This is a genomic window from Hirschia baltica ATCC 49814 (genome assembly GCF_000023785.1).
Lineage (GTDB): Bacteria > Pseudomonadota > Alphaproteobacteria > Caulobacterales > Hyphomonadaceae > Hirschia > Hirschia baltica.
On record NC_012982.1, the window covers coordinates 1,142,978 to 1,163,311 of the forward strand.

Annotated in this window: 22 protein-coding genes; 17 read left to right on the top strand and 5 right to left on the bottom strand. The window is 46.3% G+C overall.

What is annotated here, in order from left to right; translation table 11 throughout:
• Position 1: 1 nt before the first annotated feature.
• Positions 2–808: a uracil-DNA glycosylase gene (locus HBAL_RS05370; RefSeq protein WP_015826915.1), complete on the bottom strand. Its 807-nt coding sequence runs from the start codon at positions 806–808 to the stop codon at positions 2–4.
• Positions 809–925: 117 nt separating this feature from the next.
• On the opposite strand from HBAL_RS05370, the gene HBAL_RS05375 reads away from it, so the two are divergent.
• The 5 genes from HBAL_RS05375 (at position 926) to HBAL_RS05395 (ending at position 8,706) form a co-directional block, all read left to right on the top strand.
• Positions 926–2,611: an electron transfer flavoprotein-ubiquinone oxidoreductase gene (locus HBAL_RS05375; RefSeq protein ID WP_015826916.1), complete on the top strand. Its 1,686-nt coding sequence runs from the start codon at positions 926–928 to the stop codon at positions 2,609–2,611.
• 212 nt (positions 2,612–2,823) lie between these two features.
• Positions 2,824–4,767, top strand: a complete 1,944-nt coding sequence (locus HBAL_RS05380) for a tetratricopeptide repeat protein (protein ID WP_015826917.1) — start codon at positions 2,824–2,826, stop codon at positions 4,765–4,767.
• A 38-nt stretch (positions 4,768–4,805) separates the two neighbouring features.
• Complete coding sequence (locus HBAL_RS05385) at positions 4,806–6,569, top strand: tetratricopeptide repeat protein (protein WP_233356747.1); 1,764 nt, start codon at positions 4,806–4,808, stop codon at positions 6,567–6,569.
• A gap of 35 nt (positions 6,570–6,604) precedes the next feature.
• On the top strand, positions 6,605–7,504 hold the full coding sequence (locus HBAL_RS05390; protein WP_015826919.1) for a 4-(cytidine 5'-diphospho)-2-C-methyl-D-erythritol kinase: 900 nt from the start codon (positions 6,605–6,607) through the stop codon (positions 7,502–7,504).
• Positions 7,505–7,593: 89 nt separating this feature from the next.
• Positions 7,594–8,706: a glycosyltransferase family 4 protein gene (locus tag HBAL_RS05395; protein ID WP_015826920.1), complete on the top strand. Its 1,113-nt coding sequence runs from the start codon at positions 7,594–7,596 to the stop codon at positions 8,704–8,706.
• 3 nt (positions 8,707–8,709) lie between these two features.
• Here the strand turns inward: HBAL_RS05395 and HBAL_RS05400 are convergent, their stop codons facing one another.
• Positions 8,710–9,681, bottom strand: coding sequence for a polyprenyl synthetase family protein (locus tag HBAL_RS05400; RefSeq protein WP_041301418.1), 972 nt, complete (start codon positions 9,679–9,681; stop codon positions 8,710–8,712).
• A 103-nt stretch (positions 9,682–9,784) separates the two neighbouring features.
• Here HBAL_RS05400 and HBAL_RS16885 point away from each other — a divergent pair, with 103 nt between their 5' ends.
• The 5 genes from HBAL_RS16885 to HBAL_RS16765 all read left to right on the top strand — a co-directional run bounded on the left by HBAL_RS16885 (position 9,785) and on the right by HBAL_RS16765 (position 12,556).
• The gene (locus HBAL_RS16885) at positions 9,785–10,108 is read left to right on the top strand and encodes a putative signal transducing protein (RefSeq protein ID WP_233356748.1); all 324 of its coding nucleotides are present in this window, start codon (positions 9,785–9,787) and stop codon (positions 10,106–10,108) included.
• A 9-nt stretch (positions 10,109–10,117) separates the two neighbouring features.
• Complete coding sequence (locus HBAL_RS05410; RefSeq protein ID WP_015826923.1) at positions 10,118–10,852, top strand: tRNA1(Val) (adenine(37)-N6)-methyltransferase; 735 nt, start codon at positions 10,118–10,120, stop codon at positions 10,850–10,852.
• Between the two features lie 7 nt (positions 10,853–10,859).
• A complete protein-coding gene (locus tag HBAL_RS16820) occupies positions 10,860–11,027 on the top strand; it encodes a hypothetical protein (protein ID WP_015826924.1) in 168 nt (55 codons plus the stop codon).
• A 608-nt stretch (positions 11,028–11,635) separates the two neighbouring features.
• Entirely contained in the window at positions 11,636–12,190 is a 555-nt protein-coding gene (locus HBAL_RS05415) for an RBBP9/YdeN family alpha/beta hydrolase (protein WP_015826925.1), read from the top strand.
• Between the two features lie 192 nt (positions 12,191–12,382).
• Positions 12,383–12,556: a hypothetical protein gene (locus HBAL_RS16765; protein WP_015826926.1), complete on the top strand. Its 174-nt coding sequence runs from the start codon at positions 12,383–12,385 to the stop codon at positions 12,554–12,556.
• Positions 12,557–12,620: 64 nt separating this feature from the next.
• Here the strand turns inward: HBAL_RS16765 and HBAL_RS05420 are convergent, their stop codons facing one another.
• A complete protein-coding gene (locus HBAL_RS05420; protein ID WP_015826927.1) occupies positions 12,621–13,283 on the bottom strand; it encodes an oxygen-insensitive NAD(P)H-dependent nitroreductase NfsB in 663 nt (220 codons plus the stop codon).
• A 118-nt stretch (positions 13,284–13,401) separates the two neighbouring features.
• On the opposite strand from HBAL_RS05420, the gene HBAL_RS05425 reads away from it, so the two are divergent.
• From HBAL_RS05425 to HBAL_RS17030, 6 genes are all read left to right on the top strand, one after another.
• A complete protein-coding gene (locus tag HBAL_RS05425) occupies positions 13,402–13,770 on the top strand; it encodes a winged helix-turn-helix transcriptional regulator (RefSeq protein ID WP_015826928.1) in 369 nt (122 codons plus the stop codon).
• A gap of 130 nt (positions 13,771–13,900) precedes the next feature.
• On the top strand, positions 13,901–14,785 hold the full coding sequence (locus HBAL_RS05430; RefSeq protein WP_015826929.1) for a 3-keto-disaccharide hydrolase: 885 nt from the start codon (positions 13,901–13,903) through the stop codon (positions 14,783–14,785).
• Positions 14,786–15,616: 831 nt separating this feature from the next.
• A complete protein-coding gene (locus tag HBAL_RS16770; RefSeq protein WP_159098032.1) occupies positions 15,617–15,778 on the top strand; it encodes an RHS repeat-associated core domain-containing protein in 162 nt (53 codons plus the stop codon).
• Positions 15,779–15,826: 48 nt separating this feature from the next.
• Positions 15,827–16,237 (top strand): hypothetical protein, encoded by a 411-nt coding sequence (locus HBAL_RS05435; protein ID WP_041301420.1) that lies wholly within the window; start codon positions 15,827–15,829, stop codon positions 16,235–16,237.
• 3 nt (positions 16,238–16,240) lie between these two features.
• The gene (locus tag HBAL_RS05440) at positions 16,241–16,678 is read left to right on the top strand and encodes a hypothetical protein (RefSeq protein WP_015826930.1); all 438 of its coding nucleotides are present in this window, start codon (positions 16,241–16,243) and stop codon (positions 16,676–16,678) included.
• Positions 16,679–16,736: 58 nt separating this feature from the next.
• Entirely contained in the window at positions 16,737–16,979 is a 243-nt protein-coding gene (locus HBAL_RS17030) for an RHS repeat-associated core domain-containing protein (protein ID WP_407635708.1), read from the top strand.
• On the opposite strand, the gene HBAL_RS05445 is transcribed toward HBAL_RS17030, so the two are convergent.
• Positions 16,976–17,473 carry a GNAT family N-acetyltransferase gene (locus tag HBAL_RS05445; protein ID WP_015826931.1) on the bottom strand — a complete coding sequence of 166 codons (498 nt, stop codon included), beginning with the start codon at positions 17,471–17,473 and terminating at the stop codon, positions 16,976–16,978. The genes HBAL_RS17030 and HBAL_RS05445 overlap by 4 nt on opposite strands.
• 59 nt (positions 17,474–17,532) lie before the next feature.
• Positions 17,533–19,500, bottom strand: coding sequence for an excinuclease ABC subunit UvrC (gene uvrC, locus HBAL_RS05450; RefSeq protein WP_015826932.1), 1,968 nt, complete (start codon positions 19,498–19,500; stop codon positions 17,533–17,535).
• A 203-nt stretch (positions 19,501–19,703) separates the two neighbouring features.
• Between uvrC and HBAL_RS05455 the strand changes: the two genes are divergently transcribed.
• The gene (locus tag HBAL_RS05455; protein WP_015826933.1) at positions 19,704–20,210 is read left to right on the top strand and encodes a response regulator; all 507 of its coding nucleotides are present in this window, start codon (positions 19,704–19,706) and stop codon (positions 20,208–20,210) included.
• The last annotated feature ends 124 nt before the right edge of the window (positions 20,211–20,334 follow it).

The window sequence follows — 20,334 nt, forward strand, 5'->3', positions numbered from 1 at the left end:
TTCAGGAAATCGCGCCCAGTTGCTCAGCGCGTTTTCTGATCAGTTGCAAATCTTTCCAAGTCTTAGCTTTTTCAGCTGGCCGCACGCGCAGATAGCTTGGGGCAAATAAAGGAAAGCAAGGAATTTCCTGAGATAGGCTTTCTTGTTTGTACTGAAACTCCTGACCGCGCAATTTTGCAATATTATCTGTTTTGTTGAGCAAGATTTGCGAAGACATTTTGCCAATCGTGACGATTATCTTGGGAGAGACCAGTTCAATTTGTCTCTGCAAGAATGGACGGCAAATCGCCCATTCCTGATCATCTGGATTACGCTCGCCCAGCATATGCCATGGCATTAATGACGCGATGTAAAGATTGTCCTGTCTAGTAAAATTGATGGCTGCAAACATCTTGTCCAGCAATTGCCCGTTGGCACCAGCTGCTGGCCGACCTGATTTATCTTCTTCACGATCAGGTGCGCCGCAAATGATCATCATGTCAGCATTGATATTGCCATCGCAAAGCACAGTAGAGCGTGCCGTGGTTCTAAGATCGCAACCTGTGAAATCATTGACGGATTTTTTAAGGTCTTCAATGGTTAGGGCATGGTCTGCAAGTTTTTGAGCAGCCAAAATCTGGTCAGTTCGCAAGCGGCGCGGTTGCGCTGGCGCGCTTTTTTCCGCTTTGGAAATTGGGGCGGGCGTTTTAGTCGCAGCTGTAGGTGCGGTTTTTTTCTTTAAAGAAATAGGCTGATCTGGTGGAACCCCTGCGTCAATCCACCACTCATGGAGACTTTTTAGCGCTAATTCTTCGGGAGACCATTGCATTTTTGACTAAAATTATCTCTTTTGTTGCGCTGCAATACAGATTAAGTGACTATAAGCGAATTATAAAATAAGAAAATAGCGAGCTGTAGGGAATCGGCTGGATTCGGGAGAAATAGAATGGCATTGGAAGAAATAGAACGTGAATCCATGGATGTGGACGTTGTTATTGTTGGGGGTGGTCCAGCTGGATTAAGTGCCGCTATTCGACTCATGCAGCGCTCTCAAGAAACAGGACAAGAGCTTAGTGTTGTTGTTCTTGAAAAGGGATCCGAGGTAGGCGCACATATTCTTTCTGGTGCTGTGATTGACCCAATCGCGCTGAATGAACTTATTCCAGATTGGAAAGAAAAAGGCGCGCCGCTGGAAACACCGGTTACAAAAGACAAGTTTATGTATCTTGGACCTGCTGGTTCGATCACATTGCCGGAATTTGCATTTCCGCCAATGATCAAAAACCACGGCAATTACATCGCGTCTCTTGGAAATGTATCGCGTTGGTTGGCTGAACAAGCCGAGGCGTTGGGTGTAGAAATTTATCCGGGGTTTGCTGCCTCTGAATTTACCTACAATGAAGATGGTTCGATCAAAGGTGTGGTTGCCGGTGTCGCTGGTATTGGCCGAGATGGTCAACCCAAGCCTGGTGCTGAAGCAGGCATGGAGCTTAACGGTAAATACGTCTTCATAGCTGAAGGTGTCCGTGGATCGCTTGCCAAGAAAGTGATTGCCGATTTCGATCTGGCAAAAGGCAAAGAGCCACAAAAACACGGTATTGGTATTAAAGAGCTTTGGCAGGTGCCTGATGAGGTTTTCCAATCAGGTCTTGCACAACACACATTTGGTTGGCCGCTAGATGATAAAACAGGTGGCGGATCATTCCTTTATCACTTTGGTGACAATTACGTGGCCGTGGGCCTTGTGGTTCACCTGAACTACAAAAACCCATACCTGTCTCCATATGATGAATTCCAGCGTATGAAGCACCATGAAGATATCGCGCAGCACTTAAAAGGTGGAAAGCGTATTTCTTATGGCGCGCGGGCAATTACTGAAGGCGGATATCAATCCGTGCCGAAACTGACTTTCCCCGGTGGTGCGCTTATCGGATGTTCAGCTGGTTTTGTGAATCTGCCGCGTATTAAAGGCAGTCATAATGCAATGAAAACAGGTATGCTTGCGGCTGAAGCTGCCTTTGATGCAATTGTAAATGGCCGTCAGTCTGATGAATTGATTGAGTATCAAACTGCTTATAATAAAAGCTGGGTGGCAAAAGAACTTAAGAAAGTTCGTAACGCTAAACCGCTTTGGTCTAAGCTTGGTACAACAATGGGTATTCCTGCGTTTGGCTTGGATTTGTGGAGCACGACTCTATTTGGCGGATGGTCACCATTCACGCCATTTGGCGGATCACTCAAGCATGGCAAAACAGATGCGGCAAGCCTAGAGCCAGCCAAGAAGCACAAGCCTATAAAATATCCAAAGCCGGATGGTGTGCTTTCATTCGATAAGCTGACCAGCGTGTCTTATTCCTTCACCAACCACGAAGAAGACCAGCCAATCCACTTGAAAGTGGAAGATTTAGCGCTTCAGAAAAATTCAGAATTGGCTGTGTTTGCTGGCCCATCTGCACGTTATTGTCCGGCTGGTGTTTATGAGTGGGTCAAGGATGCTCAGGACACAGACGTCTTCCAGATCAATTCACAAAACTGCGTGCATTGTAAAACATGTGATATCAAAGACCCTAATCAGAACATCACATGGACCACACCAGAGGGTGCTGGCGGTCCCAACTATCCAAATATGTAATTGATATCAGTCCAAAAATTGTATGGCTTTGGAGCCTGAATTCCCTTTTTACGCTAATATTCGGCGCGTTAAGGTTTTTTCAGCGTCTCTAAAGCCATATTTTTTGAAATTTGGTCAAAAATAACATCTGCATGACTTCAAGTGCGGCTCGATTTGGTCATAAAGTGATGTCACTACGTCAATCAAAGACGAGTTGTAAGCTGGAGTTATATATGCGCCGTTCCTCATTTAGATACACAAAACTAACTCAGGTATGTGCGAGTGTACTGATAGGGGGCTTATTAGCTGGTTGTGCTGTCTCTCCTAAAAGCGATGTTGAACCATCTGCATATGTAATTTCTCAATCGGGTATTTCTCAAATTGCAGCTAAGACTCAGTCTGGTGTAGTGACATCATATGACAGTCCAAATGCGATGCTTGAAAATGCTGATATGGCAGCTTTTATGCTTGAAGCGCGCGATGCCTATCTGAAATCTGAAAAGTCGGGTGCTTGGGGCTTTACTGCGGTCGATATGATGTTGGCCGGCCAATACACTGAAGCGTTGACTGTGCTTAATGAAATGCCGCAGCAAACAACGCCATGGGCGGCGATGACATCTGACTTTTTGCGTCCTTGGATATTGGGTGCAAAAGGAGATGTGGAACTTGCCAAAGAAGCAATGCTTGCACAAAAAGACACAATGCCTAATCACAGCTTTCGTGGGTATCAGGCGCTGCTTTTAGAAGGTGTGGGCCTGTATGAAGAAGCTTTAGGTATATATCAGCAAGGTCCGGATTTTTTCGTAAATCCAGATGAAGATGATGTGGATACTGCTGAAGCCTATCAAAAATTTATCGCTGAAAGTTTGGCATTTAACGCGGAACGCATTTTAGCACTGCGTCATGCTGATTTGCTTGTGAAGCTAGACCGCGATGCCGAAGCGATGGTGATTTACACCTCTTTGCTTCACGCCAATGAAGATGATGCCTACACAAATGCGCGTATGAAAGAATTATCGTCGGGCGAGAAAAAGGTAAAACCATTTCACACAGCTCACACAGCGCTTGGTGTGGCCTTGGCTGACCAAGCCGAGCTTATTCAACAGCGCGAAGTGTTTGCCGGTATGGTATTGGCCAAAGGCGCGAAAAGTCCGTTTAATCACTTTCTAAGCGCGATACGTCAGACGGCGGCTTTGCTAAATCCATCCAGTCTAGAGATCCGTCAGATTGAAGCTGACAATTTGTATCAGTATGGCTTTTTCGATGCTGCTGCTCGATTTGCGCTTGCTGGAAATGTCGAGGATGATGATGCGAAAGCAAGCCTGCTAATTCGTGCCTCAGAAGCGCATCTGGAAGCTGGCAATTCTGAAGCTATGGAAAGCCTGAATAAACGTGCTTTAACGTTGACGGATGAGCCTTTCACATTGCTAAATATCGCTGATTTAATGGTGCGTATCAGTGACACAGATCGCGCTGATGCGTTGATCATGCAAATTCTTGATAAAGAAGATTTAGATCCAAAGACGCGCGCATATGCCAATATCCTATTTGCTGAAAATAAACAGCAAGCGGGTGATTTGCTTGCGGCTTCACAAGCGGCACGCGTGGCTGTGGAAGTTGATGATTCTGACCAAACACGAGGATTTCTAGCGTCGACACTCACCAAATCGGATGTGACGCGCGAAGAAGGGCTGGATATATATCGAGAATTGTTCATTCAGTCCCCTGACAGTCCAAGCATGATGAATAATTTCGGATATGCGTTGATCGTAAACGCAACCACAGACAAAGAACTAGATGAGGGTTTTCGCCTCCTAAAAAGAGCAAACCGTATCACCCCATTTGAGCCAAACCTTTTAGATAGTCTTGGTTGGGCATATTATCTCTATGGTGATTATGAGCGCGCAGAAGAATATATCAGCAAAGCGCTAGATTTGTTTTTGCCATTTGATCATTGGGAATTGCATTCGCATTTAGGCGATGTCTATTGGCGTTTGGGCCGTGAAGATGATGCGCGTGCGTCTTGGCAGACTTCACTTGATCAATTTCCGCCAGCGTTAGATCGCGCAACCATTGCGTCTAAATTGGAAAATGGGCTAACAGAAGCAGCGCCGGTTCCGCGTGTGCCGCCATTTGTACCAAAAAATGAAGCTCCGCCTAAAATACGTTCGATATAGTTTTAGTGTAAAGTAGTAGATCTGCCGTGGAAAAATTCGTGAAGAAATCTCAATTGCAAACGGCATTTTCTGGTCTGTTTGGGCAAACTGCCTTCTGGAAAAGCGTATTGGTGGGAAGTGCGTGCATAAGCATGGCTTCCTGTGCAGGGCTTTCATCAACAAATTCTGGTGGGTTAGCAGACCTAGATGAAAATCGGCCGCAATATGCTGATTATTTGTCTGCGCGGTATGCCGGCCTAATGCGCGATGGTGGGTCTGCATCAACGTATTATTCTCAGGCTTTGAAGCGCGCGCCAGATGATGAATCCCTGCTGGAAAGAGCTATTATATACGCGCTTGTGGCAGGTGATACCAAGCAAGCTTTAAAATTAGCAAAAGAGAATGCTTCCAACACGCAAGACAATGGCAGCATGGTCGAAATTTTGCTCGCCGTTGATAAATTCTCACGCGAAAAATACAAATCAACCGTCAATTTCCAAGGCGAATTAAGCACTGGCCTGATGCGCAATGTTGTCGCCAGATCATTGCGGAATTGGTCGCAATTAGGATTGCAGGAAGAGGGTGTATTACTGCCCATCGCTTATACAGGAAAAGAATCCCGCCTGTTTCGCGGTGTCCGTTTATATTCTGATGGATTGTTGCAATTGGCCAATGGTCAAGATCAGCAAGCCTTAGAAAGTCTGGAAAAAGCATGGAAACTGGGGGGGCGCTATCCCGTCGGTGTGGATGCTTTGGTGCGCTTGCATGCAGAAAAGGGCGATTTAGACGCCGCCAAAAACATTGTTGATCAATTTTACGAAGAAATCGGTGATAATCCACTGATTGATCAGGTCGATAAAGACTTGCGTGCAGGTATTGATATCTCTGCCCCTCGCTTGTCGCCCAATGAAGGCGCAGCTTCGTCTATTTTAGGATTTGCACTTGCAATTGCCGCCGGCCAGAGCGGAGATATCGCCAATCTATATTATTCAATCGTGTTGCTGCTTGATCCAGACCAAGATGCAGCGCGGCTTTTGTTAGCTGATTCAATGCGCAGCGCTGATCGGTTAGATGCGGCCATAGAACAACTTCAATATATAGATGATAGATCGGTCTATTATGGCGCGGCCCGTGCGCGTGAGGCATGGGTGCTTTACGATCAGGACAAGCATGACAGCGCGATCAATCTGGCGCAAACCGCTTTGGAAACAAAACCGGGCCGCTCTTTGAAAATGCAGATAGGAGACTTGTATCGAAGTCTTGAAATGTATGAGCAGGCCGAACAACTCTTTGATGATGTCTTTAACAAAGACGCTGAAGAAGGATTTGTCGATTGGCGCGTTTTGTTTGCCCGTGCTGGCATGAGAGATAAACTCTTACGTTGGGAAGAGGCAGAAGCAGATCTTATTGCAGCGCTTGGATATGCACCAGACAGGCCGGAAGTCCTCAATTATCTAGGTTATTCATGGGTAGATCGCGGCGTTAACATTGATCGTGCATTCCAAATGATCCAAAGCGCTATGGAACAACGCCCAGATCAGGGATATATTAGAGATAGTCTTGGTTGGGCTTATTATCGCCTTAGCCATTATGAAAAAGCAGTGAAGTTTTTGGAAGAAGCTGCCGCACTTGATCCGTCTGATCCTGTCATTAATGATCATTTGGGTGACGCATATTGGCGCATTGGTCGCCATACGCAAGCTGAGTATCAATGGTCCCGCGTGGCGCAATATTCTGAAGATCCATTTCTTAAAGCGTCTGCAAAACAAAAACTGCAACATGGTCTGGATGCTCAATTGACCGAGCTACAGGTCTCCAAATAAAATTCTGTATGAATTGGGACGAGTGAGTACACAAAATGATTGATAGGGCGACCAGCCTGTCCACTGTTTGGGCACCCGCAAAAGTCAATCTTTACCTGCATGTAGGTAAACCGCTGCCCGATGGGCGACACCCGCTAGATAGTCTGGTTATGTTTGCCGATGGCAATGCAGCTGACCGTGTTTCTGTGCGCCCCTATCAGACCGTTGTCTTAAAAGTAGATGGCCCAGCAGCTAAAGCGCTCAAAGGCGAAAAAAACAATCTTGTTTTGCGCGCTGCCAAATTACTGATGGATGCGGCGGGGCGTAGCGATTTAGGGGCGGCGCTCAATTTGCATAAAGAGCTTCCCGTTGCGGCGGGAATTGGTGGCGGCTCAGCAGATGCAGCCGCAACGCTTCAAGCATTAAACCATTATTGGGATATTGGTTTTGGCGATCAAGCTATCCTCAATCTTGGGGCTGAATTAGGCGCAGATGTGCCAGCCTGTTTGCAGTCTGAACCGGTTTTGATGCGTGGCATTGGAGAGCAGCTCACACCCTTTAAAATGCAGCCATTGCCGATTGTATTGGTCAATCCAAACGTCCCATTATCAACGGCTGATGTTTTTAAAAAGTTTGATGCAATGGGCTTAGGTAGTGACTTCAAAGAAAGAGAAGGCCCTGATTCATCGGGCGGCCCTGAAGTCCTAGCCAGATCATTAGAGCGCTATTCCAATGATTTGGAAGTGCCAGCAAAAATACTATGTCCAGCCGTCAAAGATGTCTTGGACACCATTGAGAAAACCGAAGGTGCATTAATGGCGCGCATGTCGGGCAGTGGACCGACTTGCTTTGGTGTATTTGAAACGATGGAAGCGGCGCAAGCAGCCGCCTATATCATTTCCAAACGCAAGAAAAAATGGTGGGTGAAGGCAAGTTTGCTTTCTGGGTCGCGCTAGTTTTTTTGAGAAAATAGCTTGTCCTTGGCTGAAACAGACGGCAAACCATTCCAAGCTTTGAATTCGTTTTTCCAATAATGGTGGCAGACATGCATCCGGCTTTAAATATATTTGTAGTCGGTGCTTTGGCATTACTCATCTCCGCGATTGCGTGCCGCGTGCTCATTGCTGTGCGCTTGATGGATATACCCGATAGCGAACGCAAACTGATATCCCAAAAAAAAGCAGTGCCAAGCTCTGGCGGGGCAGGGTTTATACCTGCGGGTTTGTTGGCCCTGTTGGCTTCTAGCGTCGCTTTTCAATTAGACACACCCATTGGATGGTTAGGCGTGGGTGTGGTCGCTATGATGGTGTTGGGGTTAATCGATGACCTTGCCACGATAAATGCGAAAGCCAAATTACTCGCCCAAATAGCAATAGGTGTTGGTGTGGCTTGCGCGGGCGTTTATGCCGATGCGATATCGCCTGGATTTGGCAAGGTGCGTGAATTTGGAATGATTGGCGGCATTATTCTGGCAGTTATTTGGTTTGTTGTCGTGACCAATGCCGTTAATTTTATGGATGGTGCCAATGGTGTTTCCATGGGCATGGCAAGTTTTGCGTGTATGGGGTTTTGCGGCGTTGCAGGTTTTGCTGGTGAATGGGAATTAGCCATCGCTGCCGCTGCGCTGACGGGGGCGCTGATAGGCTTCCTCATCTGGAATGTTGGCGGAAAACTATTTGCTGGTGATGCCGGAGCGCTCGCTGTAGGTATGGCACTGGGCGGGTTTTCGATATTGCTTGTAAAGGCGCGGCCTGAATATGTGTTTATCCCGCCAATATTATTATCACCCTTCCTTGTGGATGTGCTTTTAACGCTGAATTATCGCATCAAACGCGGAGAAAATTTCTGGGAAGCGCACACAATGCATGTCTATCAATTAGGACTTAAACCACCGCTTGCCCTCAAGCATTGGCAAGTTGCCATTGGGCATTGGATGATTGCCGCAAATTGCGCAGCTCTAGGCTTTGCAGGGGCTGCTATTGGCTTTGAAGCCCCCTTAGTGATCTTTATCGGCGTCACGCTTTTAGGCTGCGCCATGCATGTGCGTATCCGGCGCGCAGCGATTGCCGTGGGCTTGCTCGAAGCAGGTGAGCACGATGTTGACCCGACAAGCAATGAAGCTATGTCAAAACGCCAAACAGAGCAGGGCGAAGCTTAAGATTTAATAGGCGCGATCAACCACAAAATCTGCAATATCAGCTAAGGCATCTACATATTCAGATGATGGCAGAACTTCCAGCGCTGCTTTGGCTTTCGCAACTTCATCGCGCGCTGCATCTAATGTTGCTTTCACGGTGTCTGCCTTACGGATATAATCAATCGCTATGTCTAGGTCAGCTTCTGTCTGCTTGGAAACATCCATTGCACGATCCCAGAATGCCCGCGCATCAGCATCGCCATGTTCACGAGCAAGTAAGACTGGCAAAGTCAGTTTTCCTTCACGGAAATCATCGCCTACAGATTTACCGATGACTGAAGTTGACCCGTCATAATCGAGTGCATCATCGACAAGCTGGAAGGCGCGTCCGAGGCGGCGGCCATATTCCGCCAAGCCATCAGATTCTTTGCCTTCAGCAACAACTGTCAGCGCGCCTGCACGTGCGGCGGCTTCAAATAGTGCGGCTGTTTTAGCTTCGACAATGTCCATGTAATCTTCAATAGGCAGGTCAGCCTTACCGATAGCGGCTAGCTGTTTGACTTCGCCTTCCGCAATCACACAGGACGCATTGGAGAGAATGTCTAATATGCGCAATGAACGTGTTTCAACCATCAGCGTAAAAGCGCGGGCAAACAGAAAATCACCAACCAGAATAGAGGCAGAATTCCCCCATAGCATTTTGGCCGCTTTTTTTCCGCGTCTCAAATCGCTTTCATCAACAACATCATCGTGCAGCAGGGTCGCGGTGTGAATGTACTCCACCGCAGCAGCTAGACTGTGCAGAGGCGCACTACCTTTACCGCCAGCCGCATAAGCAGCAGCCAATGTGATAAGAGGGCGCAGACGTTTACCGCCCGCACCAATCAAATAGGCTGACATGTCTGGGATTGTTGCAACTGAACTTATTGCGCGTTCAGACAGAAGCGCTTCCACAGAAGATAGGTCTTCTGCGACAAGTTCGGTAAGCGTGTCCATCGGGGGTTTTTTCAATGGTGACCCTTCGGCGAGTTCTGCGATTAAGGTCAAAGACGACCCCCTTGGCGGATTAGGAATACAATTTGTTTGTATGAATGTGCTTATGCGCGCACCCAAGACTGGACGCAAGCTATTCCGGCGAGCATATATAGGTCAAGAATGTAGTGAGCAATGTCGCGAGAATGTGACCGGTAAAATAATCTGGAATATTGAGTTTATGATTGAAATTTTAAGAACGAATGATCCGGTTAAGTTGAGCTATGCCATGACCTTGTTGACTGAAGCTGGGTGTGATCCATTTCAAGCTGACCAGTTCACATCTTCTATTGAAGGATCAATCGGCGCGATTCCGCGACGTATATTGGTGCCTGATGATCGCGTTGATGCGGCCCGTTTGGCACTAAAAGTTTTAGAAGAAAACGAGTAATTTCTAAAAATGGATGAAATTACAAAGGATTGGCTTCTAAATGAGCAGGTCTCCTTGCGTCAATATGCAAAGGGATACCGTGCAGGATTAGATGCTGTACTTCTAGCTGCATCCCTTGAGGCAGCACCTAAGCAAAGAATTTTAGAAGCGGGCTGCGGCGCTGGTGCGGCATTGCTTAGCTGTGCGCACAGATTGCAGGGTGTCCATGTCGCTGGTTTAGAGCGCGATGAGCGTATGCTCGCGCTTGCGCAGCAAAATGTCGCAGAGAATGCGTTGCAAGATCGGGTGGAAGTGTTTCAAGGCGATGTCAGCAATCGCCCAGATTCGTTGCTCAATGCGTATGATCAGGTGTTTTCCAACCCACCATTTTTTAATCCCAGCACAATTCAAGCTGTCGGTGAAGGCAAAGAGGGCGCTTATCTCGCTGATGTTCCGCTAGAAAGCTGGCTGAAATTCATGCTACATGCCGTTAAGCCCAAAGGTCGCATAACAATTATACATCGCGCTGCAGCTTTGTCTGAAATCCTCAGTTTTCTACAGCCTAGATTTGGTGAAATATGTGTGTTGCCCGTGCGATCGCATGCTGGAGCCCCCTCAAAACGTATTTTGGTGCGTGCACGAAAGGGCCTTCGTAAAGGTGACACAGTTTTACTTGATGGTCTGACACTCTATGATGGGCCCGACCGACATTTAACACCCCGTGCTAATGCAATTATGCGGGGCGAAGCATTAGAATGGAAATGAATTAGCTATGGGACGTTTAATTCTTTTTGCGATTGTATTTGCGATATTAGCGGCTTTTTTTGCGTCTTTCTTTGCACGCAGAGGCAAGAATGATGATGACGACACTGGATCAGACCCAGACGGTCAGGACAATGTGCGCAAATTGTCTGATCATCGTTCACGAGACGGTGATTAGAATTACATCTGCTTAATGTCTGTATAGAGAAGATTGACTCTACAGTTTGCGCTCCCTACATGCCTAGCCCGACACAATTTCTGGGAAATTGTTGGGGCGTTATTGATGTAAACTTCCGCGTATTTGGAAGTGGGGCTTGTGAATAATTGGTAAGTTTTATCACGTTTGATCGCGTATCACTGTTGTGAACGTCTGATTGAATGTAAACTACCAGTCATTGTATATTATGAGATCGTAGATTGATTGAGAGACTAGGTGACGTTTCCAACTTATCTACGAAAATAAAGTCGTCTCCTCTACAGTTTTTGAGGAACTTTTCGGCGGCTCAAGCGTATCAGTAGCGTTAATATGAAATTAATATGAACTGAGCGATTATTCAATTATGGAACAAAGCACACAAATTCTTATTTACATTCTAGCAGCTCTTGGCGCTGGTGTGTATTTTTCGTACCGCTTCGACCCTGCGTCGTTGCTGAAAAAAGATAACTAAAAAACGGCCATAGTTTGGCCTACAAGTTTGTGTAGAGTATTTGTGTAGAGTAATTAAAAGCGCTGAGAGATTCATTCTCCGGCGCTTTTTTGTTTGGTTTTTTTGAGGTGGGCTGACTATGAAATTATCTGAGGCAAGTATTCTTCTCTCACCCGGCTATGGATGGGGAGATGACACGCACTGGCTGGCCCGATGGTCGCGTCAGATGAAAACGGCACAATTGGTTGAGCACAAAGATTATAAAACACCCAAGCGCGACAATTGGGTGGGGGATTTAGTGCTTGCCGTTGAAAAAGCAGATAAGCCCGTCATGCTGGTGGGGCATTCTTTGGGGGCTATAACGATTGCGCACGCGCTTCCATTTTTTGCACCAGACAAAGTTGTGGGGGCGTTTCTCGTTGCGCCATCAGATTGGGAACGTGAAGGTTTAATTCCTGGCTTTGATGATCATGATTTTAAACCTATTCCACGACAAAAATTTCCATTCCGCGTGCAATTGGTTGCGAGCCGGAATGATGAAACAATGGAATTTGAAAAATCAGAAGCGCTTGCATCAGCTTGGGGAGCCAGTCTGATAGATGCGGGTGAAGCAGGGCATATAAGCCCCAAAACAGGGCAAGGACCATGGCCAGAAGGCTTGACTGCTTTTGCGCTGTTTATGAAGCAAATTTAGCCTTAGAAAATTACGAATATTTGCGCTGAAAAAATATTTTTTAAAGCATATTGCGCTTTTCCTAAATCGGTATCAAATTTCTATTATGGTCGGAAAAATAGCGTAGGTTTAAACCCCTCGAAAAAAGCCGATCAAATTGTATTGGCTCGTGGTCACAATTAAGGATTGCTGACCCGTTTCTAGGAAAATCCGATGTCCGGAATGAAAAAAGTTGGTCCATCTTCTCGTCCAAAACGCACACGTTTAGGAAATAATGCATCGCGCAATCAAGCGTTTGATGTGATGCCACAACATTCTCCCAAAAGACGACCAGACAAATTTGACCGTTGGGGTCAGTTTAGTTCGGATATGAGATACGAAGATTAATCTGCTTTGAAATAAGGCGAGGTGTAAGAAACCTCGCCTTTGTTATTTTTTGCAGATTTTTGATTTATATCTCTGTCAAAATCTCTGAAAATGGCAGACGAGATTTAGGTAATGCTGCGTTATAGTCATTGTCTGTGTCGTGATATCCAACAGTGACAACAGCCAGAGCGGAATAGCCTTTTTCTTTCAGGCCAAATTCTTTATCTAAAGCATCTGTGTCGACGCCCTCCATAGGTGTCGCATCCAGCCCAAGCACGGCTGCGCCCAAGAGAAATTGCCCTAAATTCAGATATGTTTGCCTTGCCAGCCAGCTCGCTTCAGCTTCTGGAGAGGTTTGGTTCAATCCAACAAACAGTTTGCGTCCACCATCCATTTTCTCTTTGTGAGCAGTTTCAGGGAAGCGGCCGTCTTTTTCTTCCTGTGCAAGAAGTTGAGCCAAATAAGCGTCGTCTGCATGCAAGCGAGACGCAAATACGATAACTTGAGACGCATTGCGGATTGACGGTGAGTTGAATGGAAATTTCTCATCTGTGCCCTTGGCGACGCGTTCTTTGCCTTCTGGCGTTGACGCCATAATAAAATGCCAAGGCTGAGAATTCACACTTGATGGCGAGAGGCGCAGCAGGTCTTTTAGTTTTTGCACAGTTTCGTCGGGGATTTTTTTGTTAGGGTCATACGCTTTTGTCGTATAGCGTCTGTTTGCTGCGGCGATAATATCATTTCCCATAGTCATTTCTCTCTTTAGTTTGATTTGGGGACTGGGTTCATATCGGTTATGTATGATGTTGAAATTTCGGCGCAAGAACGCACAATTTGGTTCGGTGGTTACATAAAGGGTACTATTGGTGAGCGATAAAATTGTTTATGAAAAGCAAGCAGACTATACCCATCGCGGATGTCCAGTAGAGGCAGCTCTGGATATTATCGGCGGCAAGGGCAAAGGCTCTATCCTGTGCATTTTGCTGGACCAAACCATGCGTTTCAACGAGCTTCAGCGCACGCTTACAGGCATTTCTCAGCGTATTTTAACCAAGCAATTGCGAGAGTTAGAAGATGCAGGATTGATCCACCGTGAAGTCTATGCTGAAGTGCCGCCTCGTGTTGAATACAGCCTCACAGATAAGGGGCAATCTTTGCGGACTATTATTATGGAATTGCATAAATGGGGACGTGAAAATGTCCTCGATCAAACACCTCAAGAAAAAGCCAGCTAATCACGATTTTAATCAGTGTACTGATCATTTCACGATTGTTATGCGAGATTATGATAACGTTGTCTTAATTGGTGTATAGTGTTAAAAAGGCTCCCAGATAAAGCCAAAATGGTTGAATAGGGGGAGCAAAATGATATCCGTAAAATCTAGTCTCACATTCATCGCGTGTTTGTTTCTCATGCCACTAGGCGCGTGTACACAAACACAATGGACACCGCTTCTCGATGAAGATTTATCACAATGGGATATCTACCTCAGCTATCGTCATCAATATGGCTATGATGGCTCAATGCCAAAGGATTCAGCAGGCAATGATATCGCTCCAATAGGGCTTAACACTGGCAATGATGAAATGGGTGTCTTCACCAGCATTGTCAAAGATGGTGAACCCGTCTTGCGTGTCAGCGGCGAAGCTTATGGCGCTGTCATCTCAAAGAAAGAATACCGCAATTATCGCCTAAAACTAAAAGTGAAATGGGGCGATAAAGTCTGGCCACCGCGCGAAAAGCTTCTTAAAGATTCTGGCATTCTATATCATTCCATCGGGCCAATGGGCGCAGATCATTGGCGCAGCTGGATGCTATCTCAAGAATTTCAGATCATGCAGGGACATATGGGAGATTTCTGGAATCAAGCCAATTCCGCCATAGATATTCGCGCTTACATTCCCGAATACATTATGAACCCCGTCGCCGATGAATCTCAAGACTGGATTTCTGTGGGGGAAGGCCAAGACATTCAAGGCTTTGTTCTGCGCAAGGAAAATCACGAAAACCCGCATGGGCAATGGAATGAGCTAGAGCTGATCTGCCATGAAGGCCGCAGCCTGCACATCGTCAATGGACATGTCGTGATGGCGCTGCAAAATTCCCGCTATATTGAGAATGGTGAAGCAATCGATTTGTATGAGGGTAAAATCCAGCTACAAAGCGAAGCCGCCGAGCTGTTTTATAAAGATATAGAAATTCTGGAAATCGACGATATGCCAGCCGAATATGTCTCTATTTTTGAATAATTCAATATGATGTCAGATGCGCCAATAGCTCCGCCATATCGCTATGGGGAGGTGTTTAGAGCCTATCTTGATCACTGACTGGGAAATGGGCTGTAAAGCACACGCCTTGTCGGCAGTTAGGGAATATAAATTTGGTATGCGTGCCGCCAGAAGCGTGCGCTTTACCTGATGATTTGATCTTCAAGCTGACAATCAACACATGCTCGCTCAATGCTCAAAGCATCAGCCCGCTCATGATACGAATTTGCGCATCGCCCACACCATGAGAAGGTGTATTGAATATGCGCTAGACTTTACGGGGCGAGGATAAGTTTCCAGACATCCAGCAAAAGGGAGGTGCGTACCCAATAGCAAAACCCACCACTATCATTCCGGTTTTGTCGTCTGGCAAAGACCGGAACCCATGCATCAACATTGCTAGATCTTAAAAATGGGTCCCGCAATACCGCTACGCTTCATGCGGGATGACATAGAGGCTAAGATGTCGAGCGAGTGTAGAACTGTCTTGGGTCCGTGCCTTGCTCTGCGCGTCATTCCCGATGCGTGTGCGCATCAGGGAATCCAACACCCGCCATCGCATCCCCACACAATGTTGAGACGATAAGAGATGGATACCCAGACGGCTGCGCCATCGGGCATGACGCGTTTTGTGGGGTGTGGTTTATTACTGGATAAGTGATTCTGAGGGGGAAGTAGCTATTCGCGAAATGTGGACAGGTACAATTTTGGCAAACACTTATAGATATGGCATCCACATAAAGTTGATCGTTCCAAAAACTCCAAGGCCGGTAAACATTGGGGCCTGTACTGGTGATAGTGTAAGATCCAATATTGGGGCGTTATTTAGATGCAGACCCGATTGAGCTAAATGGCGGCGCTAATCCGTTTGGGTATGCTTATGCTGATCCACTGCATTATTTAGATCTAACCGGAGAGTTTGCATGGTTGTTACCTGTCATAGGATGGGGTGCTATCGGAGCGGCTGTGGATTAATATGTCGAACAGAATGGAGATTTTAATTGTATCGATACTAGTCAAGTCGTGAAGTCCGGTTTATTAGGTGCCCTTGGAGGGCTTGGTGGAGGAACAGCAGCAACTCTGGGTACTAAATTTGTAAGCGGTGGATTGCGCCATTCTGTACAGGGTAAGAAATGCCTAAATGTCGCGACGTCTAAAAGATGGAATGCCGTCAGTCAAAGAACTAGAAGAGCTCAAAATATACCGAGTTCAAATGATTTACATCACTGGGCAATTCCAAGAAATGATTGGGGAAAGCATGTATCTAATTCCATCAAAAACCACCCATTTAATCTGAATTCAATTCCTAAACCAATTCATCATAGTATTCATTCTAAATTCAATTTTTATAAGCGATTGGGTGCTGGTGTCCCAAAATCATTCCAAGCGGGTAGTGCTACTGGCGATGTTTTTGGGGGAGCATCTGGAGAATAAAAAATGCAATTAACATTTCCTGTAATTGCCCTTGGTCAAGGTGCAAATGTAGAAGGATATGCAAATATCAAAGACCTGCAAACATGTTATAAAACAGCTGTCGTGGATGGAACTATTCAGGCTTATGAATATATAGATGCGGAATTACGATATTTCCATACTGAAAATATTCGTACTGTGAAAACTTGGATGCCTTGGCATCATGTGCTTGTTTTAGAATTCAAAAAGTTTGCAGAGGTGGAATTTGACCTGACCTTTGTAAGGCAGGTTACTCTAGAAGAAGCTCAAGAGATGACGGCCCAAAGATTACGTAGATTGATGCCCGGAATAGGTTTTGATCGGCGGCGTGCAAATCTCATAAAGAAAACGCAATCATTCAATGAGTTTTTTGATATTATAGGATTTACTTCTCGTAACGGGGGCACAGCAGCCCGCTATTGATAAAGTAAATAAATCAGTGGGTTGAATTAAGGGAGTAGAGCCGTTTGAAACAGGCCTCCTGCAAAACCATTGGCGCGACTATGATCCTACACTTGGACGTTATCTGGATACTGACCCGATTAGGTTAAATGGCGGCGCTAATCCGTTTGGGTATGTTGCAGAGATGCCTTTGAGTGCGATTGATCCGTTTGGGTTGGATGTAGTTATTGTGAATAGAACGTTTGCTTTTGGTCTGTTAGATCACCAAGCTGCATACATTCAGGATGGGCTGGAAAGGGTCAGTTCCTATCTTTTACCCTAAACCAAGCTCTTAAACATCACATGCGCGTCGACCATGCCTTGGGTGGGGTGGGCGAAAGCTTTGGGAAGTGTGCCGACAATATCAAAGCCCCATCTTTGCCATAAGCGAATCGCACCTGAATTGGTAGCAACGACACAATTATACTGCATTGCCTTATAACCAAGCTCACAGGCCTTTAACAGAGAATGCTCACACATTTGGGAGGCGACACCGCGCCCTTGGGCCTTATAGCCGGTGACATATCCACAATTGGCGATGTGGGAAAGTCCGCCCATTGCATTGGTTTTAAGATAATATGTCCCCAGTATAACACCGTCACATTCAGCGACGAATGTATGCCGATCATCATTGCACCAATAATCCAGCGCCTCGTCCTTGCTCCAATCGGAAGGCAGGGCATAAGTCTCGCCAGCGCTGAGGACTGGCTCTAAAATTTCCCAGATGCGCGCGTGATCTTTAGGGGCGGCGAGGCGGATATTGAGCGTGGACGACATAGCAAATCTCTATTCGGGGCAAATCTCTATTCTGGGTAAACCTCTATTCGGGGCAAAACTCAATTCTGGAAATAATCATATATTTTCTGCGCAAGCGCGGCAGATACACCATCAACGCCTTCAAGGTCTTTTAGTTTCGCATTCGAGACACCTTTTGCGCTGCCAAAATGATGTAGCAATGCTTTTTTGCGCGATGGACCAATGCCACCAATTTCATCTAGCGGGTTTTTCACAATATCAGCGCTGCGTTTGGCGCGGTGTGCGCCAATGGCCCAGCGGTGGGCTTCATCGCGTAATCGTTGAAGATAATAAAGCGCTGGATCATTGATCGGCAATTGGAAAGGGGCACGGTTGGGCCTGAAAAATTGCTCGCGGCCTGCATTGCGGTCTGGCCCTTTGGCAATCGCTATTAAATTCAGGTCGTTGGGCCCAAAACCCACCTCGCCAATGGCTTCTATCACAGCTGAAAGCTGGCCTAAACCACCATCAATTAGCACCAAATCGGGCCAAGTGTCGGGTTTGGTTTCGCGCCCCGCTGCTTCTTTTTTAAGGCGCGCAAAACGGCGGCGCATCACTTCGCGCATCATGCCATAATCATCGCCGGGTTCTATCTCAGTGTCTTTGATATTGAACTTTCGATAGCTGGATTTATCAAAGCCTTCAGAATTGGCGACAATCATGCCGCCAACAGCATTGCTGCCCTGAATGTGAGAGTTATCATAAACCTCAATACGCTTGGGCGGCTCGTCTAAATCAAACACCTTTTGCACAGCGCTTAGAATTTTGCCTTGGCTCTGCGTTTGCGCCAATTTACGCGCAAGCGCTTCGCGGGCATTGGTGTGGGCTTGTTTAACAAAGCCAAGTTTTTCACCGCGCGAAGGTTTGTGGATATAGACTTTATAATCCGTGCGTAATTCCAGCGCCTCGGCAATAAATTTGGCTTGATCAAGCTCAACAGACGTTAGAATGAGCCTAGGGACGGGGCGATTATCGTAAAACTGTACAAGAAAAGCCGCGAGGATTTCTTCCGGCGTATCATCCACATCATGACGGGGATAATATGCGGTCGCACCCCAGTTTTGTCCCGCACGAAAGAAAAAAGCCTGCACACATGTCTGTCCGGCCTTGGTTTCAATGCCAAAAATGTCTGCTTCATTGAGATTTGCCGGATTAATACTCTGAGATGCCCGCACAGCCGCAAGCGCTCTTATCCTATCACGCAGGATAGCAGCTTTCTCAAATTCCATGTCTTGAGATGCCGCCTCCATTTCTTTGGCCATGTCTTCTTGTAGGGTGTTGACTTTGCCATTGAGAAATTGCGCGGCTTGATCGGCTAAATCATTGTAATCTTTCTTAGAAATTATATCAACGCAGGGGGCTGAACAGCGCTTAATCTGGTGCTGCATACACGCCCGCGAACGCCCTTCATACACGCTGTCGGAACAAGTGCGCAGCAAGAAAGCTTTTTGCAAGATATCCAACGTTTCATTGACCGCATAACCAGATGCAAACGGGCCAAAATACTCACCCTTGGTCTTTTTCGCCCCGCGATGCTTTAAAATTTGCGGCGCATCATGATCTCGGCGGATAAGTATGTAAGGAAAACTCTTATCATCGCGCAATAATATGTTGAAACGCGGTTTGAGTTTTTTAATCAGGCTTGCTTCAAGCAATAATGCTTCTGTTTCGCTTTCAGTGACGACAAATTCCATGCTGCGGGTGAGCGAAATCATGCGTGCAATGCGCTGGGTATGGCCGCCAAGCTTTGCATAATTGGCAACGCGGTTTTTCAAGCTTTTAGCTTTCCCCACATATAGAAGATCACCATCAATGCCATACATGCGATAAACACCGGATTTGCTAGGCAGATGTTTTAAATGGTTTTTTATGACATCTACGCCCGATATTCGCCCCTTCTCAAAAGGCTGCGATGCAGGCGATGGCGCATCAATTTTAACACCCGTTTTAGGGGGCGCATCTTTGGGTGCGGGTGTGTGAATTGGCTTTTCAGGCAATGAGTCGGTCATAAGAACAATATAGGGGCGGTGTTGGGTTTTATGTAAGTGAGAATATGCCAAGCGGCAGATAATTATAGTTAATAGCTTATTCCATCAATCCCATAGATTGGTTCAATCCTAAAAATCAGACCCTAATCATACTGTGCTTTAATAGGTGGAAATCTCCTTGGGTGAGACTTGGGTGAGAAGAGAGAATTGATAAGGGCAAGCGCATGAACCGTTTGGGAAACGTCAAAGTTTTGATTCTGGATGATCATAAGAATATGCGCAGTTTATGGCGTTCTATGCTTATGGGGTTTGGCATACGTTCAGTATATGAGGCGAAAGATGCGTATGAAGCTCTTGAAGTTTTGCGGAGTAATTTTATCGATATACTTATCGTCGATTTTCACCTCGATGGCCTCACCGGCGCTGAGTTTGTCGGCATGCTGCGCAGGGGCGCTGATAGCCCAGCCCCACACATCCCTGTAATTGCATGTTCTGGCGATTCCCGCCCTAAAGTATTGCGCAAATGGATTGATGCTGGAGTGGATGAAATACTCGCAAAACCAGTGTCTGCTGAACAAGCTTGGCAGAAAATGTGTATGCTTGTGAATCGTCGTCGTACATTTGTGAGGCTAGGGAAATATTCTGGTCCAGACCGCCGTCGTCGTGCTTCTCCTTATGTGGGTGATCAAGAGCGACGCGTATACATGCCTGACGACTGTCTTCTTGATTAGGCTTGTAACTTTAAATTGAGCGTGTTCTCTTTCCAAGATTGCGAATCTCAATTTTATTAAAAGAAATTTGCAGAGTCTGAATAAAGCGACATTTTTTATTAACATTAATCGGTTGCTATCTGAT

Excerpts from the sequence above, each read along its gene's own strand:
- HBAL_RS05370 (WP_015826915.1), bottom strand. The coding sequence starts at position 808 with ATGCAATGGTCTCCCGAAGAATTAGCGCTAAAAAGTCTCCATGAGTGG.
- HBAL_RS05375 (WP_015826916.1), top strand. The coding sequence starts at position 926 with ATGGCATTGGAAGAAATAGAACGTGAATCCATGGATGTGGACGTTGTT.
- HBAL_RS05380 (WP_015826917.1), top strand. The coding sequence starts at position 2,824 with ATGCGCCGTTCCTCATTTAGATACACAAAACTAACTCAGGTATGTGCG.
- HBAL_RS05390 (WP_015826919.1), top strand. The coding sequence starts at position 6,605 with ATGATTGATAGGGCGACCAGCCTGTCCACTGTTTGGGCACCCGCAAAA.
- HBAL_RS05395 (WP_015826920.1), top strand. The coding sequence starts at position 7,594 with ATGCATCCGGCTTTAAATATATTTGTAGTCGGTGCTTTGGCATTACTC.
- HBAL_RS05400 (WP_041301418.1), bottom strand. The coding sequence starts at position 9,681 with ATGGACACGCTTACCGAACTTGTCGCAGAAGACCTATCTTCTGTGGAA.
- HBAL_RS16885 (WP_233356748.1), top strand. The coding sequence starts at position 9,785 with ATGCGCGCACCCAAGACTGGACGCAAGCTATTCCGGCGAGCATATATA.
- HBAL_RS05410 (WP_015826923.1), top strand. The coding sequence starts at position 10,118 with ATGGATGAAATTACAAAGGATTGGCTTCTAAATGAGCAGGTCTCCTTG.
- HBAL_RS16820 (WP_015826924.1), top strand. The coding sequence starts at position 10,860 with ATGGGACGTTTAATTCTTTTTGCGATTGTATTTGCGATATTAGCGGCT.
- HBAL_RS05415 (WP_015826925.1), top strand. The coding sequence starts at position 11,636 with ATGAAATTATCTGAGGCAAGTATTCTTCTCTCACCCGGCTATGGATGG.
- HBAL_RS16765 (WP_015826926.1), top strand. The coding sequence starts at position 12,383 with ATGTCCGGAATGAAAAAAGTTGGTCCATCTTCTCGTCCAAAACGCACA.
- HBAL_RS05420 (WP_015826927.1), bottom strand. The coding sequence starts at position 13,283 with ATGGGAAATGATATTATCGCCGCAGCAAACAGACGCTATACGACAAAA.
- HBAL_RS05430 (WP_015826929.1), top strand. The coding sequence starts at position 13,901 with ATGATATCCGTAAAATCTAGTCTCACATTCATCGCGTGTTTGTTTCTC.
- HBAL_RS05440 (WP_015826930.1), top strand. The coding sequence starts at position 16,241 with ATGCAATTAACATTTCCTGTAATTGCCCTTGGTCAAGGTGCAAATGTA.
- HBAL_RS05445 (WP_015826931.1), bottom strand. The coding sequence starts at position 17,473 with ATGTCGTCCACGCTCAATATCCGCCTCGCCGCCCCTAAAGATCACGCG.
- uvrC (WP_015826932.1), bottom strand. The coding sequence starts at position 19,500 with ATGACCGACTCATTGCCTGAAAAGCCAATTCACACACCCGCACCCAAA.
- HBAL_RS05455 (WP_015826933.1), top strand. The coding sequence starts at position 19,704 with ATGAACCGTTTGGGAAACGTCAAAGTTTTGATTCTGGATGATCATAAG.